General features: G+C 66.7%; 19 protein-coding genes. 12 read left to right on the top strand and 7 right to left on the bottom strand.

The annotated features are described in order from the left end of the window. Positions 1–709 precede the first annotated feature (709 nt). The 10 genes from ACSLGO_RS13575 to ACSLGO_RS13530 all read left to right on the top strand — a co-directional run bounded on the left by ACSLGO_RS13575 (position 710) and on the right by ACSLGO_RS13530 (position 11,360). A complete protein-coding gene (locus ACSLGO_RS13575; protein ID WP_436401286.1) occupies positions 710–2,488 on the top strand; it encodes a hypothetical protein in 1,779 nt (592 codons plus the stop codon). Then, positions 2,481–3,476, top strand: coding sequence for an HAD-IIA family hydrolase (locus ACSLGO_RS13570; protein WP_436401285.1), 996 nt, complete (start codon positions 2,481–2,483; stop codon positions 3,474–3,476). Before ACSLGO_RS13575 ends, ACSLGO_RS13570 begins: the two co-directional genes overlap by 8 nt. Before the next feature lie 9 nt (positions 3,477–3,485). After that, positions 3,486–3,749, top strand: a complete 264-nt coding sequence (locus tag ACSLGO_RS13565) for a hypothetical protein (RefSeq protein WP_091605790.1) — start codon at positions 3,486–3,488, stop codon at positions 3,747–3,749. A gap of 1 nt (position 3,750) precedes the next feature. Further along, positions 3,751–4,623 carry a TlyA family RNA methyltransferase gene (locus ACSLGO_RS13560; protein WP_436401284.1) on the top strand — a complete coding sequence of 291 codons (873 nt, stop codon included), beginning with the start codon at positions 3,751–3,753 and terminating at the stop codon, positions 4,621–4,623. 24 nt (positions 4,624–4,647) lie between these two features. Continuing rightward, a complete protein-coding gene (locus tag ACSLGO_RS13555; protein WP_091605784.1) occupies positions 4,648–5,592 on the top strand; it encodes an NAD kinase in 945 nt (314 codons plus the stop codon). After that, on the top strand, positions 5,589–7,313 hold the full coding sequence (gene recN, locus ACSLGO_RS13550; protein WP_091605782.1) for a DNA repair protein RecN: 1,725 nt from the start codon (positions 5,589–5,591) through the stop codon (positions 7,311–7,313). Before ACSLGO_RS13555 ends, recN begins: the two co-directional genes overlap by 4 nt. An 18-nt stretch (positions 7,314–7,331) precedes the next feature. Continuing rightward, complete coding sequence (locus tag ACSLGO_RS13545; RefSeq protein ID WP_091605779.1) at positions 7,332–9,026, top strand: CTP synthase; 1,695 nt, start codon at positions 7,332–7,334, stop codon at positions 9,024–9,026. A 4-nt stretch (positions 9,027–9,030) separates the two neighbouring features. Continuing rightward, on the top strand, positions 9,031–9,699 hold the full coding sequence (locus ACSLGO_RS13540) for an NUDIX domain-containing protein (protein ID WP_091605776.1): 669 nt from the start codon (positions 9,031–9,033) through the stop codon (positions 9,697–9,699). 162 nt (positions 9,700–9,861) lie between these two features. Beyond that, the gene (xerD, locus tag ACSLGO_RS13535; protein ID WP_436401290.1) at positions 9,862–10,857 is read left to right on the top strand and encodes a site-specific tyrosine recombinase XerD; all 996 of its coding nucleotides are present in this window, start codon (positions 9,862–9,864) and stop codon (positions 10,855–10,857) included. Further along, positions 10,854–11,360, top strand: a complete 507-nt coding sequence (locus tag ACSLGO_RS13530; protein ID WP_325786492.1) for an 8-oxo-dGTP diphosphatase — start codon at positions 10,854–10,856, stop codon at positions 11,358–11,360. The genes xerD and ACSLGO_RS13530 overlap by 4 nt, the downstream gene beginning before the upstream one ends. Here ACSLGO_RS13530 and ACSLGO_RS13525 read toward each other — a convergent pair. From ACSLGO_RS13525 to ACSLGO_RS13505, 5 genes are all read right to left on the bottom strand, one after another. Next, positions 11,357–11,647: a monooxygenase family protein gene (locus ACSLGO_RS13525; protein ID WP_386888056.1), complete on the bottom strand. Its 291-nt coding sequence runs from the start codon at positions 11,645–11,647 to the stop codon at positions 11,357–11,359. The genes ACSLGO_RS13530 and ACSLGO_RS13525 overlap by 4 nt on opposite strands. Positions 11,648–11,666: 19 nt before the next feature. Next, positions 11,667–12,803: a bifunctional 2-methylcitrate synthase/citrate synthase gene (locus ACSLGO_RS13520; protein ID WP_091605771.1), complete on the bottom strand. Its 1,137-nt coding sequence runs from the start codon at positions 12,801–12,803 to the stop codon at positions 11,667–11,669. An 82-nt stretch (positions 12,804–12,885) separates the two neighbouring features. Then, entirely contained in the window at positions 12,886–13,800 is a 915-nt protein-coding gene (prpB, locus tag ACSLGO_RS13515; RefSeq protein ID WP_387006928.1) for a methylisocitrate lyase, read from the bottom strand. After that, positions 13,801–15,318 carry an MmgE/PrpD family protein gene (locus ACSLGO_RS13510; RefSeq protein WP_152274266.1) on the bottom strand — a complete coding sequence of 506 codons (1,518 nt, stop codon included), beginning with the start codon at positions 15,316–15,318 and terminating at the stop codon, positions 13,801–13,803. It abuts the gene before it with no gap. Positions 15,319–15,344: 26 nt separating this feature from the next. Further along, the gene (locus ACSLGO_RS13505) at positions 15,345–15,992 is read right to left on the bottom strand and encodes a GntR family transcriptional regulator (RefSeq protein ID WP_091605763.1); all 648 of its coding nucleotides are present in this window, start codon (positions 15,990–15,992) and stop codon (positions 15,345–15,347) included. A gap of 207 nt (positions 15,993–16,199) precedes the next feature. Between ACSLGO_RS13505 and ACSLGO_RS13500 the strand changes: the two genes are divergently transcribed. After that, the gene (locus ACSLGO_RS13500) at positions 16,200–18,116 is read left to right on the top strand and encodes an AMP-binding protein (protein WP_436401283.1); all 1,917 of its coding nucleotides are present in this window, start codon (positions 16,200–16,202) and stop codon (positions 18,114–18,116) included. Between the two features lie 81 nt (positions 18,117–18,197). On the opposite strand, the gene ACSLGO_RS13495 is transcribed toward ACSLGO_RS13500, so the two are convergent. Beyond that, on the bottom strand, positions 18,198–18,893 hold the full coding sequence (locus ACSLGO_RS13495; RefSeq protein ID WP_387006934.1) for a response regulator: 696 nt from the start codon (positions 18,891–18,893) through the stop codon (positions 18,198–18,200). Beyond that, entirely contained in the window at positions 18,890–20,548 is a 1,659-nt protein-coding gene (locus ACSLGO_RS13490) for a sensor histidine kinase (protein WP_325786488.1), read from the bottom strand. The genes ACSLGO_RS13495 and ACSLGO_RS13490 overlap by 4 nt, the downstream gene beginning before the upstream one ends. Positions 20,549–20,737: 189 nt before the next feature. On the opposite strand from ACSLGO_RS13490, the gene ACSLGO_RS13485 reads away from it, so the two are divergent. Beyond that, complete coding sequence (locus ACSLGO_RS13485; protein WP_091605755.1) at positions 20,738–22,138, top strand: cation:dicarboxylate symporter family transporter; 1,401 nt, start codon at positions 20,738–20,740, stop codon at positions 22,136–22,138. The last annotated feature ends 74 nt before the right edge of the window (positions 22,139–22,212 follow it).

Here is a 22,212-nt window from a genome sequence, read left to right as displayed (position 1 = left end):
CGTGACCGGCGGCCGGCGACTCGTGGGTGGGGGCTGGTTGCCGGCCCGGACCGTTGGTTTTTGGGCCTGCACCCTGGTGCGGGTCCTTTCCGTGTTTAACCAGCCGTTCCCCGGCCCCCGGCCCCGGGCCTGAACATGGGGACCGGAACAGCCGGCCGGGCCGGGGAACCGGTCTGCGTTGTGGTGGCACCGCCGGCCGCGGGGGCCAGGGTTCCAGGTCCGCGACCGGCACAGGGTTTCCCAGCCCCTGTGACTCCTGGCCCCTCCCGGGACCACACCAGGCACCACCGGCCACGAGGGCTGGGAACCACCGCCCCCGCGCAACCCCATCGGAAACACCGGGCACGACGACTGGGAACCGCCGTCGGTGCGGTCACAGGAGCCCCACCGGTCACGGGGGGGGGGGGGTGGGAACCACCGCAGGAACCCGGTCTCATCAGAAACGGCGGTCACGAGGGTGGGAACCACCCACCCTCGGCTGTCTCTTCATCGGAGCACGGGGGTGGAAAGTGGGGAGCTTCACTGTGTGTCACACGCCGTAGACAGCCGATCGGATCGTGGTGCACGCGCTCTGCCGTAGAATTGAGGAGGACCCCGTGCGGTCCCCAAGACTTTTGCAGGTGTAGTCCTGCCAATTACCTACACATACATAGTGACGAGCGACTGCAGTTAAATTCCGTTGGTCGGCTCACGACGAGAGGAACTCAGCATGTCCGAGCAGAACAACCGGGAAGAGCGCGACAGCCAGGGACGACCCCGCGCGAACGATCGTAAGCCCCCGCAGCGCAAGTCCTACAACGACCGGCAGTCTTCCTCCGGTCGTCCCGCTCGTGACGGCGAGCGTAAGCCTTTTGGTAAAGAAGGCGCTTCCCGCAAGCCGTTCAGCAATGACCGTGGTGATCGTTCGGGACGTGATGGTGAGCGTCGGTCCTTTAGCTCGGATTCCGGTGAGCGTAAGTCGTTCAGCAAGGATTCCGGTGAGCGTAAGCCGTTTGGTGATCGTCCGGGACGTGATGGTGAGCGTCGGTCCTTTAGTTCGGATCGTGGTGAGCGTAAGCCGTTCAGCAGTGAGCGCGGGGAGCGGAAGTCATGGAATGATCGTCCGGGACGTGATGGTGAGCGTCGGTCCTATAGCTCGGATCGCGGTGAGCGTAAGCCGTTTGCCGGACGTGATGAGCGTAAGCCGTTCAGCAGTGAGCGCGGGGAGCGGAAATCCTGGAATGACCGTCCGGCGCGGGACGGTGAGCGTAAGCCGTTCAGCAAGGATTCCCGTGATCGTAAGCCGTTTGGTGATCGGCCGGGACGTGATGGTGAGCGTCGGTCATTTAATTCGGATCGCGGTGAGCGTAAGCCGTTCAGCAAGGATTCCCGTGATCGTAAGCCGTTTGGTGACCGGCCGGCGCGCGATGGCGACCGCAAGCCTTTCCGCAAGGACGACCGTCCGCAGCGGAGCAATGACCGCCCCCAGCGCCACGGCACCGAGGAAGCTCCCGTCACTGAGCGCAAGCACAACGCCCGGGACCTGCGCAGCGCCAACCGTGCCGACCGAGAACGTTCTCCGGAGATCGACGACGACGTCACGGGCCAGGAGCTGGACAAGGTCACCCGCGCCCAGCTGCGCAACCTCGAAGAAGTCAACGGTGAGTGGGTTTCCAAGCACCTGGTGATGGCGGGCCGGTTGATCGATACCGATCCCGAGCTTGCCTTCCAGCACGCCCTGGCAGCAAGCCGCCGCGGCGGCCGCCTTGCAGCAGTCCGTGAAGCAGTGGCCCTGACCGCTTACGCGGCGGGGGAGTTCGGTGATGCACTGCGCGAGTTCCGCACCCACCGCCGGATCAGCGGATCCAATGAATACCTGGCCATGATGGCGGACTGCGAACGTGGACTGGGCCGCCCGGACCGTGCCCTGGACCTGGTCCGTTCCGAGGAAGCTGCGGGACTGGACAACGCCGGCAAGGTGGACATCGCGATCGTTGCCTCCGGTGCCCGCATGGACATGGAGCAGTACGACGCCGCTGTCAGCGCACTCGAGATCCCGCAGCTGGACAAGAACCGCGCCTTCTCCTACAGCCCAAGGCTCTTCCGTGCCTACGCCGATGCCCTTGAACTGGCAGGACGGGGCAATGAAGCCGAGCCGTGGCGCCGTCAGGCATTGCTGGCAGAAAGCGTCCTGGGCGTTGGCGCGTTCGCTGAGCCGGAGATCATGGACCTCGGTGAGGACGATGAACCGGCAGGCAAGCCGCGCTTCCGCCGCGACAGCGACAGCGACGGTGACAGCACGGGTCCCGACGCCGGCACGGGAGAGGACCGCTCCGGCAACTACGCTGAGCGCGCCGAAATCGAAGCCAACCCGGCCGACGTCGACGTCGACGCAGAGGAGGACGACGCCCTCCCCAGTGACGAGCGAGAATCCCTCCTGGGAGCCGAGGAAACCGAGTCCGACAGCGAGGACGAGGACGCCCGTTCGAGCGCGGACAGCAATGACTGAGTCGCTGCTCGGCAGGTTCGATGCCGTCTTCGCGGACCTGGACGGAGTTGTCTATGCCGGCCCCCATGCCATTCCCGGAGCGCCGGAGGCGCTGCAGGAGCTGGAGGGTGCCGGCGTAAAACTCGCCTACATCACGAACAATGCCTCGCGTTCCTCGGCGGCGGTCGCTGAGCACCTGCGTGATCTTGGGGCGCCCGCCACCGCGGAGAATGTCTTCGGTTCCGCACAGGCCGGGGCAGAGCTGCTGGCCGGACTGGTTCCGGCCGGCAGCAGGGTGCTGGTCACCGGAAGCGCAACGCTGCGGGACCAGGTGCGGGCCCAGGGCCTGGAACCGGTCGACTCGGCCGAAGAGAATCCGGCGGCGGTGATCCAGGGCTTCGACCCGTCGCTCGGCTGGAAGGACCTTGCCGAAGCTGCGTTTGCGGTCGCTGCCGGAGCCGTGTGGGTTGCCACGAACACGGACCTGTCCATCCCGCAGGCACGAGGCATCGCCCCGGGCAACGGCACACTGGTAGCTGCCGTCGCTGCCGCCACCGGTCAGCGTCCCGTGGTGGCCGGTAAGCCGGAAGCACCATTGTTTACGACGGCGGCACGCCATGTGGGTGTGGCCCGGCCGCTCGTCGTCGGGGACCGGCTGGACACCGACATCCTGGGCGGCACCAATGCCGGCTATGCGACTGCCCTGGTCCTCACCGGCGTCGACAGCCCGGCCGCGGCGCTGGCCGCGCGGACGCCGGAGCGGCCCAGCTATCTCCTTCCATCCCTGGCAGCCTTGTACGAGCCGTACCCGGCCGTCGAAACCGTTGAAGGTGGAGTCCGCTGCGGCTCGGCGACGGCCCGTGTTCGCGGGGAAGAGGTACTCATCGCGGCCCCTGAGGGGGATCTGGACGGATGGCGGGCGGCGTGTGCTGCCTGGTGGGAAGAACACCCGGATGCTGAGAAGGCAACGAATCCACAGGTCCGCTGGACTGTCAGCGCCGGGCGCTAGGCTGTGCCCGTGGAAGAAAGAGCAGAGACCGGCGGGGACTCCCCGAAACCGGAACTGACCGGGGACCCGGCTGTCGATGAGGTGCTGTCCGGCCTGTCAGACATCGCCGAGACGCCGGTGGGTGATCACGCTGCCCTCTACGCAGGACTGCACGACGGTCTGCTCGCGGCGCTCAACGAGGAACCAGGCCAAAGCCGCGGATCTGTGCCTGGCGCAGGTTCCACGGGCGTGACTCCAACCGCGGCGCCGCTTCCTGGACAGGGACCCGCTTAGCATGGCCCGGCTTGACCAGGAACTGGTGACCCGCGGCCTGGCCCGTTCGCGCACGCATGCCGCCAAGCTCATCGCCGCAGGACGCGTACAGCGCGGCCAGACCGTGCTCACCAAGGCGTCTGCACCCATCCGGCCGGAGGAACCGCTGAGCGTGGCAGACGACGGCGGACCCGACTACGTGAGCCGGGCCGGGCATAAACTCGCGGGTGCACTGGCGGCATTCCCCGGCGTGGAACCTACCGGTCTGCGTTGCCTGGACGCCGGTGCATCAACCGGCGGGTTCACCGATGTGCTGCTGCGCGCCGGGGCCCGGGAAGTGGCAGCGGTGGACGTAGGGCACGGCCAGCTGGTGGATTCCCTCCGCGCGGATCCACGGGTCCGGGTCTTCGAGGGCATGAACGTCCGCTACTTCACACCCGCGGACATTGGCGGCACCGTGGACCTCACCGTCGCCGACCTGAGTTTCATCTCCCTGACCATGGTGATCGCCCCGCTGGCAGCCGCCACACGGCCGGGAGGCAGCTTGCTGCTGATGGCGAAACCCCAGTTCGAGGTGGGCAGGGAGCTGCTGAACCGCACCGGCGTCGTGACCGATCCGGCACGCCACCGGCTCGCAGTCGAGCGGGTGGCCGGCGCCGCGCTGGACGCGGGTTTGGAAATCAGCGGAATCGCCCGCAGTCCTTTGCCCGGGCAGAACGGGAATGTGGAATTCTTTATGTGGATGACGGTCCCCCAGGGGACTCCCCGCGACGTGGCAGACCGGGCCGCAGCGGCGGCGGTACTCGTCAACGGGGTCTTTGGCGGACCCGGCGCGTTTGCGGAGGCGCCGCAGGGCGTAGAAGACTGGCGGGACGGCAACACACTTGCTCCGTAACGGGGCAGAACAGGACTGGACAAGATGAGCAGACGGATACTGGTGCTCGCGCACACCGGCCGGAAGGCCGCCATGGCTGCGGCCCAGGAAGTCTGCACCCAGCTGCACGCCGCCGGCCTGGTGCCGGTGATGCGGCGCAAGGACCTCGAGGACATCCAGGCCGAATACGGACAGCTCACCGTCCCCACCGAAATCCTCTTCGAAGATCTGCAGCTCGCGGATGTGGATCTCGGCATGGTTCTGGGCGGAGACGGAACCATCCTGCGCGCCGCCGAGCTGGTGCGGGACACCGAAGTCCCGCTGCTCGGCGTGAACCTGGGCCACGTTGGATTCCTGGCCGAAAGTGAACGCGAAGACCTGGAGAAGACCGTCGGCTGGGTCGTGGACCGGGCGTACACGGTGGAGGAACGCCTCACCATCGACGTGAAGGTGTGGCTGGACAGCACCCTGCTCGCCCACACCTGGGCCCTGAACGAAGCCGCCGTCGAGAAGGCGGACCGCCAGCGCATGCTCGAGGTAGTCATGGAGGTGGACGGCCGCCCCATTTCATCCTTCGGCTGCGACGGCGTTGTCATGGCCACCCCCACCGGATCCACAGCCTACGCTTTCTCCGCCGGGGGACCGGTGGTCTGGCCGGAGGTGGAAGCCCTGCTGATCACGCCGATCAGCGCCCATGCCGTCTTCTCCCGGCCCCTGGTGGTGGCCCCGGACTCAATTCTGGCGGTGGAGATCCTGACCCGGAACGCCGCCAACGGCCTGCTCTGGTGCGACGGCCGGCGCAGCCTCGACCTGCCCCCGGGTGCCCGCGTGGAAGTCACCCGGTCGGATGTTCCCGTCCGGCTGGCACGAACCCACCAGACGCCGTTCTCCGAACGCCTGGTCCGCAAATTCCAGCTGCCCACCCAGGGCTGGCGCGGACCGGCGAACCATCCCGCAGACGTAGCCGAGAGCGGAGGAGTGCTCCCGTGATCGAAGAAATCCGCATCCGGGACCTGGGCGTCATCACCGATGCGACGCTGACACTTGGTTCAGGTTTCACCGTGGTCACCGGTGAGACCGGCGCCGGCAAGACCATGGTCATCACCGCCCTCGGACTCCTCCTGGGCGCCCGCTCGGACGCCGGTGCGGTCCGCACCGGCGCCAAATCCGCGCTGGCGGAAGCGGTCGTGCGGCTCTCGCCGGACAGCCCGGCCCTTGTCCGCGCCGCGGACGCAGGCGCAGAGCTGGAGGAGTACGACGGCGGCACTGAACTCCTGGTGGCACGCACCGTCAACGCCGACGGCCGCAGCCGCGCACACCTGGGCGGACGATCCGCTCCGGTGGGCGTGCTGGCAGAGGTGGGCAGCCACCTGGTGGCGGTGCACGGGCAAACGGACCAGCTGCGGCTCAAGAGCACCACGGCCCAGCGGGAAGCCCTGGACAAGTACGCCGGAGAAACGCTCTCCGCAGCCATGGCTGCCTACCGGCAGGGTTATGACCGCTGGCGCGCCGCAGCAGCCGAGCTGACTGAGCTGCGCGAGACCGCCCGGGAACGCCTGCGAGAAGCGGAGTACCTTGCCGCATCACTTGAAGAGATCGACGCCGTTGCCCCGGAACCGGCCGAAGACGAGAACCTGAAAACCGAGGCGATGCGCCTGGGCAATGTCGAGGAGCTGCGGACAGCCTCAGTCGGCGCCCATTCCGCATTGGTCGCCGGGGATTTCTCCGACGGATCGGACGCCACGTCGCTGGTTGACGCCGCCAAGCGCCAGCTGGAACTTGCCGGTGAACACGACCCGGCGCTGGCTGCCGCAGCCGGCCGGCTCGCCGAGGTAGGCTACATCCTCGCGGACATTGCTGCCGAACTGTCCAGCTACAGCGCATCCCTTGACTCCGATGGACCCGGAAGACTCGCGGAAGTTGAAGCCCGGAGGGCCGAGCTTGCCACCCTTGTCCGGAAGTACGCTCCCAGCATCGATGAGGTGCTGGAATGGGCTGAAACGAGCCGTGCGCGGCTGGCCGACCTGGGGGACGACGGGAACCGGATCGAATCCCTCGAAGCCGAACTGTCCGAACTCGAAGCCCGGCTCCGGGACGAGGCAGCCGGCCTGACCAAGCTCCGCACCGAAGCCGCAGCCGAACTCGGAGAACGCGTGAGTGCGGAACTGACCGCGCTGGCCATGCCGGACGCCAGGCTGGTCATCAACGTAGAGCCAACCGGTGAGCTTGGTCCGTACGGTGCCGATGCCATTGAGTTCCTGCTCGCGCCGCATCCCGGCGCCCCGCCCCGCCCGCTGGGCAAGGGAGCGTCCGGCGGCGAACTCTCGCGGGTCATGCTCGCGATCGAAGTGGTCCTGGCGGAGGTGGACCCGGTGCCCACCTTCGTCTTTGACGAGGTGGATGCCGGCGTCGGCGGCAAGGCGGCCATTGAAATCGGGCGCAGGCTGGCGATGCTCGCTCGGCATGTCCAGGTGATTGTGGTCACCCACCTGCCCCAGGTGGCGGCCTTCGCCGGCCACCACATCCGCGTGATTAAGACCTCTTCCTCCGCAGGCGACGGAACCGGCGTAACCGCCAGCGACGTCGTCGTGCTGGACCGCGAGGCCCGGATCAGGGAACTGGCCCGGATGCTCGCGGGCCATGAGGACTCGGAGTCGGCCCGTGCCCACGCCGAGGAACTGCTGGCGACGGCTGCCGTCCCCGGTGAGTAATACCCCAACCAACAAAAGGTGATAGGCTCGAATTCCGTGGTGCAGCGATCAAATTCCAGGTTTCCCAAGTCGTCTTCTACGACCAAACACATCTTCGTCACCGGCGGTGTGGCTTCTTCCCTCGGTAAGGGTCTGACGGCTTCCAGCCTCGGTCACCTGCTTCGGGCACGCGGCCTCTCGGTGACCATGCAGAAGCTCGATCCCTACTTGAATGTGGATCCGGGCACAATGAACCCCTTCCAGCACGGAGAGGTCTTCGTCACCGATGACGGTGCCGAGACTGACCTCGATATTGGACACTACGAGCGCTTCCTCGATGAGAGCCTCGACGGGTCCGCCAACGTGACCACCGGCCAGGTGTACTCCACCGTGATTGCCAAGGAACGCCGCGGCGAATACCTCGGTGACACCGTCCAGGTCATTCCGCACATCACCGACGAGATCAAGCGCCGGATGCGCCTGCCATCCGAGGCGAAGAAGTCCCCGGACGTCATCATCACGGAAATCGGCGGCACCGTAGGCGACATCGAGTCCCAGCCGTTCCTCGAAGCGGCCCGGCAGGTCCGCCAGGACGTAGGACGCAACAACGTCTTCTTCCTGCACGTTTCCCTGGTGCCGTACATCGGTCCGTCCCAGGAACTGAAGACCAAGCCCACCCAGCACTCGGTGGCAGCCCTCCGTTCCATCGGCATCCAGCCGGACGCGATCGTCATCCGCTCCGATAGGCCCGTGCCGGACTCCATGCGGGACAAGATCGGCCGCATGTGCGACGTCGACGTTGATGCCGTCATCGGCTGCCCGGACGCTCCGAGCATCTACGACATTCCCAAGACCCTGCACTCCCAGAACCTGGACGCGTACATAGTCCAGCACCTGGGACTGAAGTTCAAGGACGTCGACTGGACCAAGTGGGACCGCCTGCTCGAGGCCGTCCACAACCCCAGGCACCACCTTGAGGTGGCGCTGGTCGGCAAGTACATCGACCTGCCGGATGCCTACCTCTCGGTGACCGAAGCCCTGCGGGCCGGCGGCTTCGCCAACAACACCAAGGTGAAGATCCGCTGGGTTCCCTCCGATGACTGCGCTACCGAAGAGGGTGCCCGCAAGGCACTGGACGGCGTGGACGCGATCTGCGTTCCCGGCGGCTTCGGGATCCGCGGCCTCGAAGGAAAGCTGGGCGCACTGAAGTTCGCCCGCGAGAACAAGATGCCTACCCTGGGCCTGTGCCTTGGCCTGCAGAGCATGGTCATCGAGTACGCCCGCAACGTGGTGGGCCTGGAGGGCGCGTCCTCGAGCGAGTTCGAGCCGGATACCAAGTACCCGGTCATCGCGACGATGGCCGAGCAGAAGGACATCGTTGCAGGTCAGGGAGACATGGGCGGAACCATGCGCCTGGGTCTCTGGGACGCCAAGCTGGACGAAGGTTCCGTTGTGGCCAAGACGTACGGCAAGACCGCCGTCGCCGAACGCCACCGGCACCGCTACGAAGTCAACAACGCCTACCGCGAGCAGATTGCCGAAGCCGGCCTGGTCTTCTCCGGGACGTCCCCGGACGGCCAGCTCGTGGAGTTCGTTGAACTCCCCGAAGAAGTCCACCCGTACTATGTCTCCACCCAGGCGCACCCGGAACTGAGCTCGCGGCCCACCCGTCCCCATCCGCTGTTCGCCGGCCTGATCAAGGCTGCGCTGGCACACCAGGGCGCGGAGGCGTAAGGACATGAGCGAGGACCGGGGGTTCGCCGACGAACAGAGTCCGCGACGGCTGCTGGAATCTTCCGTGGCCTACAGCGGTCCCATTTGGGACGTGGTGAGCGAAAAGTTCACCCTGACCGACGACGGCGAACCCCTGGTCCGCGACTTCATCCGGCACCCAGGTGCCGTGGCCATTCTGGCAATGAACGAACAGGGCCAGATCCTGCTCATCAACCAGTACCGCCATCCGGTACGGATGACGCTGTGGGAAATCCCCGCCGGGCTCCTGGACGTCGAAGGCGAGGACTACCTCACCGCCGCTGTCCGTGAACTGGCCGAGGAAGCGGACCTCGTTGCTGAGGACTGGAACGTGCTCACCGACCTCTTCCTCTCTCCCGGGTCCTCCCGAGAGGAGCTCCGCATCTACCTTGCCCGCGGCCTGCACGAGGTCCCCGAGGCCGAGCGGCACGAACGCTTCCACGAGGAAGCGGAAATCAAGATGCTCTGGGTGGATCTCGACGACGCCGTGAAGGCGGTCCTGGAAGGGCGGATCCACAGCCCCTCGGCGGCAGCGGCAGTACTTGCGGCTGCTGCGGCGCGCAGTACCGGCTACGCCGGCCTGCGTCCGGGGGATGCGCCCTGGCCGGAACACCATTCGGAGCATCACGCCTGGCCCAACGGTTCCGTCCGCTAGGGGGAACCAATGCCGTCAAACGTTCCTCCATCCAGTGCCGGAACGGACGGCACCCAGGCCGTGCCCCGGCACAATGACACCGTCGAGCTGGACCTTTCCGCCCAGCTGAACCCCACCCTCGTCCTCGACCGGGCAGAACTCGCAGCCCAGGAGCAGGCGGAAATGCCCAAGGCTCCCGCCCCGGCAGCCCGCAGTTCCCGGTCCGCAGAGGAGGAACTGCGTTCCACCGCCGTTGGCCGCGCCATTGGTGCCTACCTGCAGCACATGGCCGTCGAACGAGGGCTGGCCCGCAATACGGTGGATGCCTACCGCCGCGACCTGCTGCGTTATGCGCGTTTCCTTGCCGCCGGCGGACGCACCTCCGTCACCGATATCACCCGGCACGACGTCACTGCCTTTGCCAGGTCCATCGCGGAGGGGTCCGACGGCGCCTCCGCCCTCAGCGTGCGCTCAGCCGCCCGGACTATCGTTGCCGTGCGCGGACTTCACAAGTTCTGGGCGCTGGAAGGGCTGACGGAGCAGGATCCCGCCGCAGACGTGCATCCGCCGCTTCCGGGCAAACGCCTGCCCAAGGCCATTAGCGTGGATGAGGTGACGCGCATCCTGGAAGCCGTTCCGCTGGACACCCCCACCGGGCTGCGTGACCGGGCCCTGCTTGAGTTCCTCTATTCCACCGGCGCACGCATCAGCGAAGCTGTGGGCCTGGATATCGACGACCTCTCACTTGAACGCATCCCGGCCAACGGCCCGGACGTCGTCCGCCTGTTCGGCAAAGGGTCGAAGGAACGCCTGGTGCCGCTCGGCTCCTACGCTGCACGGGCTTTGGACGAGTACCTCGTCCGTGGCCGGCCCGGCGCAGCGGCCAACGGGAAAGGCACCCCGGCGCTCTTCCTCAATGCGCGTGGCGGACGGCTGAGCCGGCAGAGCGCCTGGACGATCCTCAAGACCGCCGCCGAACGGGCGAAGATAGACCGGGATGTTTCCCCGCACACCCTGCGCCATTCCTTCGCCACGCACCTGCTGGAGGGCGGTGCGGACGTTCGCGTAGTCCAGGAGCTGCTTGGCCACGCGTCCGTCACGACGACCCAGGTGTACACACTGGTCACGGCCGACACGCTGCGTGAAGTCTATGCCGCGGCCCATCCGCGGGCACTGTGAACCCGGCCGGGCAGTCGCCGCGGGCAACCCCGGTGGTGCTGTGCTTCCTGATGCGCGAAACCCGCGGCGGCGGGCAGGAAGTTCTGCTGGGGCTGAAGAAGACCGGATTCGGTGTTGGCCGCATCGTGAGCCTGGGCGGACACGTGGAGCCGGGAGAGACCCCCGAGCAGGCCGCCGTCCGGGAAGTCTTCGAGGAATCCGGGGTCAGGATGGCGGAATCTGATCTTGAACCGGCCGGGACCATCGAATTCGTCTTTCCCGCGAAACCCGAATGGGACATGTCCACGGTGGTCTACCGCAGCTGGAACTGGCTGGGGGAGCCGTCCCCGTCTTCGGAAATCGATCCTGCCTGGTACCCCGCAGGCTCCATTCCGTACCCGCACATGTGGGAAGATTCGGCGCACTGGCTGCCGCGCGTGCTCGACGGCGACTACTTCGCCGCCGTCATCACGCTGGCGCCGGACAATGAGTGCGTGGCAAGCGTCGTCTTTTCCTCCACTTAGAGCGCTGGATGGCCCCGCCGTTCAGGCAGCCCTGCGCGCCGGTCCCAGCCGCTGTGCAGCCCGGCTTCTCGGCTGCCGGTTGCGGCGGCCAGACCGGTCAGCGGCATGCCCACGTACATCGGCTCTACCCGGTCCACCACGTAGGTCTCATGCCAAATACCTACGGCACCAGGTGCGCTGCGTGCCATCCAGAGATCCGGGCGGTGCAGGCGGTTCACCCGCATGCCGATCAGGAGCTTCCCGGATGAAACACGAATGCCCGCCGCAGGAAAACCTGCGGCGGGCATTCGTGTTTTGAACCGGGCCTTAGGCCAGGTGGCGCTCGTCCGGGCCGTTGTATTCACTCAGCGGACGGATCAGCGAGTTGGCTTCCAGCTGCTCCATGATGTGCGCGGTCCAGCCGGTGATCCGCGCCGCTACGAACAGCGGAGTGAAGGTTGGCGTGTCGAAGCCCATCAGGTGGTAGGCCGGTCCCGCCGGATAGTCCAGGTTGGGCAGGATGTTCTTCCGCTCCGCCATCGCCGTTTCCAGCGCCGTGTAGAGCTCGCCGAGGTCCGGACGGTCATAGTGCTTGATCATCGCGTCCAGTGAAGCCTTCATCGTGGGAACGCGGGAATCACCGTTCTTGTAGACCCGGTGGCCAAAGCCCATGATCTTCTTCTTCTCGGCCAGCGCCTCATCCAACCAGGCAGCGGCGTAGGCGGCAGCTTCGTCCTCCTCCGCGGTGGCCTCGGTGATCTCCTGGAAGGTGTGCATCACGGCCTCGTTGGCTCCGCCGTGCAGCGGACCCTTCAGTGCACCGATGGCTCCGGTAACCGCCGAATGCAGGTCCGCCAGCGTGGAGGTGATCACCCGCGCCGTGAACGTGGACGCATTAAAGGAGTGCTCCGCGTACAGGATCATCGAGACGTTGAAAGCGTCCACCACCTCGGGGGCGGCTTCCTCACCGAAGGTCATCCAGAGGAAGTTGGCCGAGTACCCCAGGTCTTCCCGTGGCTCCACCAGGTCCTCGCCGCGCCGGCGCCGCTGGTCATAGGCGACGACGGCAGGCATGCCGGCGAAGAGGCTCACGGACTTTGCGAGGTTGGCCTCTGCGCTGGAATCGTCCGCAGCCTCGTGCTGGGCGCCCAGGACCGAGGCAGCCGTCCGGCACACATCCATCGGATGGCAGGTGACCGGCAGCGCGTCGATGACCGCCTTCAACTCCGGAGTGAGCGCCCGCTGGGAACGCTCGGCGTCGGTAAACACCGCGAGTTCATCCGCCGAGGGCAGCTCTCCGTGCCAGAGCAGGTAGGCAACTTCCTCGAACGAGCACTTGGCGGCCAGCTCCTGGACAGGGTAGCCGCGGTAGAGCAGCGAGTTCGTTTCCGGGTTGACCTTGGAAATGCGGGTGGTGTCCACCAGCACTCCGGCCAGGCCCTTATGAATCGTGGTGTCGGTCATTGGGACTCCTTCGTCGTGATGCGCAGGTCAGCGGTGGTGCAGTGCCTTCTTTGGTGCGTATGCCGTAATGGAACGTCCGGGGTCAGGCCGACGCCGGGGTGCCGGGGACCTGGAAATTGAATACCGAGGTATCGAAGCGGTTGTACGCCTCATAATCCACCAGATCGTACAGGCGCGCACGTGTGAGCATGCTGGGAACACTGGCGGCCTGGGTGCCGTCGGCCTTGATGGTCTCCAGCGTCCGCTCGGCAGCACCCATGGCACTGCGCAGCAGCGTCACCGGGTAGATGACCATGTTCACGCCTGCGGAAGCGAGCTGGTCATAGGTGAACAGTTCGCTCTTGCCGAACTCGGTCATGTTGGCCAGGATCGGGACGTCGACGGCGGCGCGGATGGCGGCGAATTCCTCCACCGTCTTCATGGCCTCGGGGAAGATCGCATCTGCGCCTGCCTCGACGAGGGCGCGGGCCCGGTCCTGGGCGGCTTCCAGGCCCTCGACCGCACGGATATCCGTACGGGCCATGATCAGGAAGTTCGGGTCCCGGCGGGCATCGGCGGCAGCGCGGATCCGCTTGGTGGCGGTGTCCAGGTCCACCACGTTCTTGCCGTCCAGGTGGCCGCAGCGCTTCGGGTTGAACTGGTCCTCGATATGGCAGCCGGCCAGCCCGGCGTTCTCCAGCTCCTGGATGGTGCGGGCAACGTTCATCGGCTCGCCGAAGCCGGTGTCGGCGTCGACAATGGCCGGCAGGTCCGTCATCCGGGCAATCTGTCCGGCGCGGGCAGCCACCTCGGTCAGCGTCGTCAGGCCGATGTCCGGCAGGCCCAGGTCATTGGCCAGGACTGCGCCGGAGATGTAGACGCCGGAGAAGCCCTTTCCCTGGATGAGCCGTGCGGACAGCGGGTTGAACGCTCCCGGGTACTGCTGGAGGGTGCCTGATGCCAGGCCTTCGCGCATCGCGATGCGCTTCTGCTCAGGGGTAGTGGAGGAGTACAGCATCTAGAACAGTCCCTTCGGTGCGGCGGCGGGGTCGATGACGCCTGCTGCGGCGTTGATGTTGAGCTGGCCGAGTTCCCCGGCCGCGAGTTCGGGAAGGCGCTCGGCGGCCGCAATGAAGCGGTCCATTTCCTCCTCCGAGACCAGTCCCGCCGCCAGCGTGCGGAACTTGTGGATGTAGTCGGCGCGGACGAACGGCCGGGCACCAAGCGGATGGGCGTCGGCCACGGCGATCTCGTCCGTGATCACGGTGCCGTCCGCCAGCGTGATGTCCACCCGGCCGCCGAAGGCCTTCTCCGCAATGTCCACCGAGTGGTACCGGCGGGTCCACTCGGGATCCTCCACCGTGGTGACCTTGTGCCAGAGCGCTACGGTATCCGGGCGCCCGGCACGTTCGGGGGAGTAGGAATCAACGTGGTGCCAGGCGCCGTCCTGCAGGGCGACCGTGAAGATGTACGGGATCGAGTGGTCCAGCGTCTCGCGTGACGCAGTGGGATCGTACTTCTGCGGGTCGTTGGCGCCGGAGCCGATGACGTAGTGGGTGTGGTGCGAGGTGGAGATCAGCACCGAGGCAACGTTGGCCGGGTCGGCCGTCTCGGGGTGCTCGCGGTGGATCTTCCGGGCCAGGTCGATCCAGGCCTGGGCCTGGTACTCGGCTGAGTGTTCCTTGGTGTAAGTGTCCAGGATGGCACGCTTCGCCTCGCCCGGGGCCGGCAGCGGCACGTCGTAGGAGGCATCGGGCCCGTCGAGCAGCCAGGCAATGACACCGTCTTCGCCTTCGTAGATGGGGGTGGGGGAGGTCTGGCCGCGCATGGCACGGTCCACGGCCTCGACGGCCATCTTCCCGGCGAATGCGGGTGCGTGCGCCTTCCAGGTGGAGATCTCACCCTTGCGGGACTGCCGCGTTGCGGTGGTGGTGTGCAGTGCCTGGCCCACGGCCTGGAAGATGGTCTCGGTGTCCAGGCCCAGGAGGGTTCCAATGCCGGCCGCGGCGGAGGGACCGAGGTGGGCGACGTGGTCGATCTTGTGCTTGTGAAGGCAGATGGCCTTAGCCAGGTCCACCTGGATTTCGTAGCCGGTGGCGATGCCGCGCAGCAGGTCCGCGCCGGATGCGCCGGTGTGCTGGGCAGCGGCCAGGATCGGAGGAATGTTGTCTCCGGGGTGTGAGTATTCCGCGGCGAGGAAGGTGTCGTGGTAATCCAGTTCACGGACGGCCACCCCGTTGGCCCAGGCGGCCCACTCGGGGGAAGTCTTTTCCTGGACACCGAAGACAGAGGCTCCGGAACCCCCGGAAGACGGCGTGAAGGACAGCGCCTGCGCCCGGGCGGCGACGATCGGTCCGCGGTTCAGGGATGCCACGGCCACGGAGGCGTTGTCGATGATGCGGTTAATGACCATGTCTGCGACGTCGTCCGTGACGTCCACGGGGTCGGCGGCAACAGCGGCGATCTTCCAGGCCAGCTGCTCCTCGCGGGGCAGGTTTTCCTCACTGCGGTAAACACGTACGTGATGCGTTTTCAAGGCGTGGTCCTCTCGGGTGGTTCGTCTCAGGGGTGGTTGACGGTGGTGAAGTGTTCAAGGCTCTTGTGCAGATGGACTTTGGTGGCGGCTGCTGCGAGGGCGGGGTCCCCGGATGCGATGGCCGCTGCAATCGTGGCGTGTTCGCCGGCCGTCTCGCGCAGCCGCGCCGGGTTGTCCTTCGCCAGCCGGCGCACCCGTGCAAGGTGCAGCCGCACGTTGACCAGGGCCTGCGCCAGATAGGGATTGGCGGCAGCTTCGTCGATTCCGGCGTCCAGCCGCGCCACGAGGGCGTAGTACCCGCGCCGCGCCGGGTCTTCGCCGGGATCCGCGTCCAGCCGCGCCGCCGCTTCCTGGAAATCGCTCCGCAGTCCGCGGAAGATCTCGGGCCGGCCCCTTACCGCCGCGAGCGAGGCCGCCTGGCATTCCAGGGCTTGCCGCAGTTCGAAGAGCGCGAGCACGGTTTCAGGGGAGATGGGCGTGACGACGACGCCGCGTCCGTTGTGCGGAGCGGTCAGCCCGTCCGCGGTAAGCCTGGCGAGGGCCTCGCGCAGCGGAGTCCGGGAGACGCCCAGCCGCTGGGACTGTTCAACTTCTCCCAGCACGGTTCCCGGGGGCAGCCGCCATTCGACGATGTCCTCCCGCAGCATGGCGTAGGCCTTGTCGCTGGCCCGCATGGTAGCCCTTCCCACGATGTCTCTTGCTCGCCTCAGTGTATACACAGAAAGGGTTATCGTGAAGCAAGTCTCCCGTTTGCTCCGGGCGTGAGCACGTTGTGTATACACATGGGGGTTTCCACAACCCTCGCGGTCGCCTACGATGGCCGGTACGCACGGTTGCGTGCGCCGCGACCACGCGAACGGACCGCGAATCGAGGAGGATTCATGGGAACTGCCGGCTACGCCGAAACCTATGCCGCCAGCGTCAATAACCCGGAGGCGTTTTGGCTGAAGGCAGCGGACCTCATCGATTGGGATGTCCGGCCGCAGCGGGCGCTGGATGACTCTGGCGCCCCGCTGTTCCGCTGGTTCCCGGACGGTGCATTGAATACCAGCTACAACGCCCTTGACCGCCACGTACTGGCCGGGCGCGGCAGCGAGACTGCGCTCGTGTACGACTCAGCGATGCTCGGCAGCCAGCGCACCTACACCTTTGCCGAACTGCTCTCGGAGGTGGAGACCTTCGCCGGAGTACTGCACGGGCAGGGTATCCGTGCCGGGGACCGTGTGGTCATCTACCTGCCGATGATCCCCGAGGCAGTGATTGCCATGCTGGCCTGCGCCCGGCTGGGCGCGGTGCATTCGGTAGTGTTTGGCGGCTTCGCCGCCACTGAGCTGGCGGCACGGATTGACGACGCCCGTCCTGACGCCGTGGTGACCGCCAGCGGGGGACTAGAGCCCAAGCGACGCGTGGAGTACCTCCCCACCGTCGCCCAGGCACTGGAGGCATCAGCCCACCCGGTACGCGCCGTCGTCGTCACGGCCCGCGAGGGTTTTGCCCACACGGCAGCGGAGTTCGACGGCGCGGGCGGCGCAGCCTGGCTGGACTGGGCCATGCTGGCCGCCTCTGCCCGTCCACAGGGACCAGTCAGCGTTGCCGCCACAGACCCGCTGTACATTCTCTACACCTCCGGAACCACGGGTTCACCCAAGGGCGTGGTGCGGGACAATGGTGGCCACGCAGTGGCCCTGGCCTGGTCAATGGCCAATATCTACGACGTCGCTCCGGGCCAGACAATGTGGACGGCCTCCGACGTCGGCTGGGTTGTGGGGCACTCCTACATTGTGTACGGACCGCTGATTGCCGGTGCCGCCACCGTCCTGTACGAGGGCAAGCCGGTGGGGACTCCCGACGCCGGTGCGTTCTGGCGGGTGGCGGCCGAACACGGCGTCGACGTCCTCTTCACCGCGCCCACTGCGCTGCGGGCCATACGCCGGGCAGACCCCGATGCCGCCCTCACCGCGGGATATGACCTCTCCGGCCTCAGGACCCTCTTCGCCGCGGGGGAACGGCTGGACCCGGAGACGTACCGGTGGGCCTCCGAATCGCTGGGCATCCCGGTGGTGGACCACTGGTGGCAGACCGAAACCGGATGGGCCATCTGCGCGAACCCCATGGGACTGGACGCGCAGCCCCTGAAGCCCGGATCGCCGACGTTTCCCGTCCCGGGGTTCCGGGTGCGGATTGTCGACGGTGCCGGGGCGGAGGTTCCGCCCGGGGCAGAGGGGAACATTGTCCTGGACCTGCCGCTGCCGCCGGGAACCCTCGCAACGCTGTGGGGCAGCGATGACCGTTACCGTGCCTCCTACCTGGAAGCCTTTGAGGGCAGCTATGCCACCGGCGACTCGGGCTACCTGGACGAGGACGGCTACGTGTTTGTCATGGGGAGGACTGATGACGTCATCAACGTGGCTGGCCACCGGCTTTCCACGGGAGCGATCGAGCAGATTGTTGCCTCGCACCCTGCCGTTGCCGAATGCGCCGTGATCGGGGTGAAGGACAGCCTCAAGGGACAGCGGCCCTGCGGGTACGTGGTCCTCAAGGCCGGAGCGGAAGCTGTGGAGGAGGAAATCCAGGCTGCGCTCGCGGACCTGGTCCGCATCAGGATCGGCCCGGTGGCCGATTTCCGCGAGGTCCGGGTGGTGGAGGCGCTGCCAAAGACACGTTCCGGAAAGATCCTGCGCAAGACCATGCGCCAAATTGCTGACGGGGATGACTTCACCGTGCCCTCCACCATCGAAGACCGTTCAGTGCTCGATGACCTCATCCCGCTGCTGCGTCCCGATCCCGCCGCATCCTGACCCATCGCCGAGAGGCCAGTTACGGCTGTTTAGAGCGCTCAAAAGAGCCGTAACTGCCCTCTCGCCGGACGGCAACGGGAATCAGCGGCGCCAGGCGTACTCGAGCTCGGGCCGCCCGGGAGACCCGTAGCGCGGGGTCCTCAGGACCGCCCGCTGAGCCGTGAGGTGCTCGAGGTACCGGCGCACGGTGATCCGTGACATGGACAGTGCGGCAGAGACTTCCGAGGCGGACATCGGGGCCCCGGCCTGCTTGAGGGTTTCGGACACGGCCCGGAGTGTTTCCGGGGACAGCCCCTTGGGCAGGACTGCCGGTACCGCCGGACGGAGGGCGGCCAGCGCACGGTCCACCTCGGACTGAGTGGCGGAGGAGCCCTGACCGGCCAGGTTCGCGTGGAACTCACGGTAGGCCCCGAGCTTGGTGCTGAACGCTGCGAAGGTGAACGGCTTGATCAGGTACTGGGCAATTCCCGCAGACATCGCCTGCCGCACAACCGGGAGTTCACGCACCGCGGTGACGGCAATGACGTCCGACGGGATCCCCGCACCGCGGATGCGGCGCAGCAGGTCGAGCCCGTGGAGGTCCGGCAGGTTCATGTCCAGCAGCACCAGGTCAACATCCGCCTCCGGTGCCTGCAGGAACTTCAGGGCTTCGGCCGCGGTGTGGGCAACGGCGGCCAGCGTGTACCCGTCGGTGCGGCGCACATACTCCGAGTGCACCTCCGCCACGACCGGTTCGTCCTCCACCACCAGGACCCGGATAAGCCGTTCCGCGATCACCGGTGTGCTCCCTCGGGCAGGGGCAGCAGCACCGTGAAGCGCGCGCCGCCGCTTTCCGCCGTTGGGTCCAGCTGAAGCGTCCCGCCAAGCCGGAGCACGGCCTGGTTCACCAGGGCGAGGCCAAACCCGCGGCCGGTGCCAGGCAGGGAGGCCTTGGTGCTGAATCCCTGTTCGAAAATGCGCTGGCGTGCTTCAGCCGGTACCCCCGGCCCGCTGTCCTGGACGCAGAGCCGGAAACCCGGACGTCCGCCGTCGTCCACCACCGCCAAATGCACGGTGATGTGCGGGTCCGGCAGGCCTTGGACGGCATCCATGGCGTTGTCCACGAGGTTCCCCACAATGGTCACCAGTTCGCCGGAGTCCAGCAGGGCAGGCCCGGTCCCGTCTTCCGGTTCCGGCTGCAGCACCAGCTCCAGATCGATTCCGCGCTCCCGCGCCTGTGCCCTCTTGCCCGCCAGCAGGGCGGCCAGCGCAGGCTCGCCAACAGCGCTGACGACGTCATCGGCCAGCTGCTGGGACTGCTCCAGGTCCCGGGTGGCGAACTCGAGTGCCTCCGCAGGGCGGTCCAGCTCGATCAGCGACACGACGGTATGGAGGCGGTTGGCATGTTCGTGTGCCTGGGCCTGGAGTGCGTCGGTGAGCGTCCGCATTGACTGCAGCTGACCGGTCAGGGCCTCCACCTCCGTGTGGTCCCGGAGGGTGGTCACTGTTCCCAGCCGCCTGGGTTCACCAGTTTTCCTGCCGCGGCCGGCACCCGCCGCCCCCGCGGCCACGGCGGGGGACTGGTTGATGACCAGGATGCGGTCCTTCGTGAAGTGGAATTCGTCGACGGCGGTGCGCCCGGAGCGCAGCAGCTCCGCCAGCGGCTCGGGAAGGCCCAGGCCGCGGAAGTCGGTGGGGCCCTCCGCCGCCCCGTCCGGAAGCCCCAGCAGTTCTGCGGCCTGGTCGTTGCGGAGCACCAGTTCGCCGTCGTTGTTGATCAGCAGCAGGCCTTCCCGCAGCGAATGCAGCGCGGCGTCGTGGAAGGCGAAGACGCCTGCCAGCTCATCCGGGCGGCGGTCCTGCGTGGTCCGCCGCAGGTAGCGGGTGAGCAGGAGGGAGGCCAGGGTTCCCCAGGCCAGGGCGGCAGTCGCGATGATGAACAGTCCCGGCAGCTCGGCATCGCGGGCGATCGCTACCCGGTCCACGGTCAACCCGGCAGCCACCAGTGCCCGAACCTCGCCGCGGCTGTCCAGCACCGGCACCATGGCCCGGACCGAGGGACCCAGGGTGCCCGTGTAGACCTCGGTGAAGGAGGTGCCGGCCAGGGCCTGGTCCACGGACCCGATGTACTGCCTGCCGATCTCGGACTCGTTTCGGTGCGTAAAGCGCGTCCGGTCCGGAGCCATGATCGTGAGGAAGTCCACGTGCGCAGAGCCCATGACTTCTGCGGCATAGGGCTGGAGCGCGGCGCTCGGGTTCTCGCCCGTGACCGATTCAAGCACGAACGGGTCCGCGGCGATCGTCTCCGCGACGGAGAGCATCCGGTCCGCGGTTTCCTCGTAGCTGTGCTGTTCCGCCTGGACGTAGAGCGCCCAGGACAGCCCGGCGGACAGGCAGAGGATAAACGCCAGCTGGCCAATAAGCAGCCGGCTGGCCAGGCTCCACTTGCGCAAGTATCTCCTTCGGTGCGGCAACGCGCATTCTGGTTCCCCGGCGGCTGGTTCCCGGGGGATCTCCGTGAACAGTATGAACACAACCGTGACCACCGTCACACGGGGCGGAGAGGATGTAGCCGGATTACTTCCGGTTCCTGCTGCGATTCGCCGCCGGGGCCCAGCTATCAACGAAGCTAGGAGCATGCGATGGCCTCTGCCACCATACCCGGCGGCGACCAGCCCACGGTCAAAGCCAAAAAGAAGGACCGGACACACGTCCTCTACATAGCCGTGATCGCTGCCGTGATCCTGGGTGCAGTTATTGGACTGGTAGCTCCCGAGCTCGGCAAGTCCATGAAGCCTCTTGGTACAGCCTTCATCGGCCTGATCAAGATGATGATCGCACCGGTGATTTTCTGCACGATCGTCCTGGGCATCGGCTCGATCGCCAAGGCTGCCACTGTCGGCAAGGTTGGCGGCCTGGCGCTGGGCTACTTCATTGTCATGTCCACCTTCGCGCTGGCCATCGGGCTGGTCGTAGGCAACTTCATCCACCCCGGTGAAGGCCTGGACCTCCAGTCGTCCGGAGCCGCTGCACCGGCCGCACCGGAAGAGGACGGCGGGACCGTAGGGTTCCTGCTGGGGATCATTCCCACCACGCTGCTCGCTTCGCTGACCGGTGAGTCGATCCTGCAGACCCTCTTCGTGGCACTGCTCGTCGGGTTCGCGCTGCAGAAAATGGGCAAGGGCGGCGCCCCGATCCTCAAAGGCATCGGCTACATCCAGGTGCTGGTCTTCCGCATCCTGATGATGATCATGTGGCTCGCCCCGATCGGCGCCTTCGGAGCCATCGCCGCCGTCGTCGGCGAAACCGGCGTGCAGGCGATCGTCTCCATGGCCACCCTGATGATCGCGTTTTACCTGACCTGCGTGCTGTTCATCGCCGTCATCCTCGGCGGACTGCTGAAGATTGTCACCGGCTTCAACATCTTCAAGCTGATGCGGTACCTCGGCCGGGAATACCTGCTGATCTTCTCCACCTCGTCCTCCGAGGTGGCCCTGCCGCGGCTTATCGCAAAGATGGAGCACCTGGGAGTTTCCAAGCCGGTCGTCGGCGTCACCGTTCCCACCGGCTACTCCTTCAACCTGGACGGCACGGCCATCTACCTGACCATGGCCGCACTGTTCGTCGCCTCCGCGATGGGAAAGCCGCTGGAGCTCGGTGAGCAGATCTCACTGCTGGTCTTCATGATCATCGCCTCCAAGGGCGCTGCCGGTGTTACCGGTGCGGGCCTCGCGACCCTCGCCGGCGGCCTGCAGTCCCACCGCCCGGACCTGATCGAAGGTGTTGGCCTGATCGTGGGCATCGACCGCTTTATGTCCGAAGCCCGCGCCCTGACCAACTTCACCGGCAATGCCGTCGCCACCGTGCTGATCGGCACCTGGACCAAGGAAATCGACAAGGACCAGGTCCGCCGGGTCCTGGACAAGGAACTTCCGTTCGACGAAGCCAGCATGAACGTCGACGCCGGGTCCGGCGAACCGGAACCCACGGAGGAATCCCGGGAAGTGGAGAGCGCCGTTCCCGCAGCCGGCGGCCGGTCCTAGCCCGCGCCCGAAGGCCTAGAAACCGGCAGACAAAAGGAACGCTCCCGCACCTGGCGGGAGCGTTCCTTTTGTCT

The organism is Arthrobacter sp. IK3 (assembly GCF_051337705.1).
GTDB lineage: Bacteria > Actinomycetota > Actinomycetes > Actinomycetales > Micrococcaceae > Arthrobacter_B > Arthrobacter_B koreensis.
The sequence above is the reverse complement of the archived record's forward strand: the minus strand, read 5'-3'. Positions and strand labels throughout refer to the sequence as shown.